The sequence below is a fragment of the Streptomyces sindenensis genome (genome assembly GCF_014649035.1).
Lineage (GTDB): Bacteria > Actinomycetota > Actinomycetes > Streptomycetales > Streptomycetaceae > Streptomyces > Streptomyces sindenensis.
This window is the reverse complement of record NZ_BMSG01000089.1, coordinates 1-769: the sequence shown is the minus strand read 5'-3', so window position 1 is coordinate 769 and position 769 is coordinate 1. Positions and strand designations below refer to the sequence as shown.

General features: G+C 64.5%; 1 rRNA gene. It reads right to left on the bottom strand.

What is annotated here, in order from left to right:
* Positions 1 to 503 precede the first annotated feature (503 nt).
* Positions 504 to 620: ribosomal RNA gene (gene rrf, locus IE145_RS33160) — 5S ribosomal RNA — on the bottom strand.
* Positions 621 to 769 lie beyond the last annotated feature (149 nt).

Genomic DNA, 769 nt, shown 5'->3' with positions numbered 1-769 from the left:
GGAACCCACCACCACGGTTGTCATCCCGACGGAAGCCACCACCGGAGGGCCGGTCGTCGTCACGACGGGGACCACGCGGACGGTCATCACGCCGGTCGAACCCACCACGGTTCTCGTCCCGGCGGAAGCCACCACCGGAACCGCCACCACGGCTGTCGTCGCGACGGAAGCCACCACCACTCGGCCGGCTGTCATCACGGCGCGGGCCACGGTCGCGGTCCCGGTCTTCGCGGCGGAAGCCGCCACGGTCGTTGTCGCGTCGAGGTGCGCCGGAACCGGACCGGTCGTCACGACCACCGCGGAAACCGCCCCTGTCACCGCCGTCCCGGCGACGCGGCTCGCGCTCCGGACGGTCGTCGGGAGAGTTGGTGGACATGTGTGTGACTCCTGTCTTCGGGTACCACAGACATTCTCGCGCAGCCGACCGGCCGACGCGCTCCGGGAAAAACAAAAGGACCCCTGGTCCCAGCGTGAACGCTGGGACCAGGGGTCCTTGAAAGATTGTTCGGCGGCGTCCTACTCTCCCACAGGGTCCCCCCTGCAGTACCATCGGCGCTGAAAGGCTTAGCTTCCGGGTTCGGAATGTAACCGGGCGTTTCCCTAACGCAATGACCACCGAAACCCTATCGGGTTCTAGCGAACAAGCACACTCTTCAATTAAGTAGTGAAACTGTTCAACCGGTGCGATAACTGTTCGCAACCCGGGAACAACACAGTGGACGCGAGCAACTGAGGACAAGCCCTCGGCCTATTAGTACCAGTCAGCTCC